The sequence below is a fragment of the Streptomyces chengmaiensis genome (genome assembly GCF_029846775.1).
In the GTDB taxonomy this organism is placed as follows: Bacteria; Actinomycetota; Actinomycetes; order Streptomycetales; family Streptomycetaceae; genus Streptomyces; species Streptomyces chengmaiensis.
Map to the genome: position 1 here is coordinate 1 of NZ_JARWBG010000137.1, position 561 is coordinate 561.

Annotated in this window: 2 protein-coding genes; both read left to right on the forward strand. The window is 71.5% G+C overall.

Features of this window, described 5'->3' with window-relative positions; all coding sequences use genetic code 11:
• Positions 1-136 (forward strand): helix-turn-helix domain-containing protein (locus QCN29_RS36745; RefSeq protein ID WP_279933600.1); only part of this gene is annotated, 136 nt, incomplete at its 5' end.
• Between the two features lie 87 nt (positions 137-223).
• Positions 224-561 (forward strand): redoxin family protein (locus QCN29_RS36750; protein ID WP_279933599.1); only part of this gene is annotated, 338 nt, incomplete at its 3' end.

Below are 561 nucleotides of genomic sequence, written 5' to 3' on the forward strand. Positions count from 1 at the left end.
CGCCGCCCTCGCCGGCACCTCCCGCGAAACCTGCACCAAGGTGCTGCGCGACTACGCCGACCACGGTCTGCTGAGCCTGGCTCGCGGACGCATCACCGTCCTCGACCCTGAACGGCTCAGGGATGCTGCGGGCTGACGTCACCACACCGTAGGCGGCGAGCCCTGCCCGCCCGAGTTCCCGGCAATTACGTTCGTCTCCACCATCGACACACAGGAGTCCTCCTTGCGCGCCCGCACCCTCCTCCCGGCCACCCTGGCCGCCGCCCTCCTCACCCTCACCGCATGCGGATCCGGCGAAGGATCCACGTCCGACAGCGGCGCGGGAGCTGCCGCCACGCCGGAGGCGTCATCCCCTGCTCAGCCGGCGCCCTCGAACAGCAGCGGCAGCGGGGCGGAGGGGACGCAGGTGCCGAAGGTGCTGAACTTCTCCGCGACCACCGTGGACGGAAAGCCGTTCGACGCGAAGACGCTCGCGGGCAAACCGGCGGTCTTGTGGTTCTGGGCGCCGTGGTGCCCCACGTGCAAGGGGCAGGCCGCCGAGACGGCGAAGGTCGCCGCCGA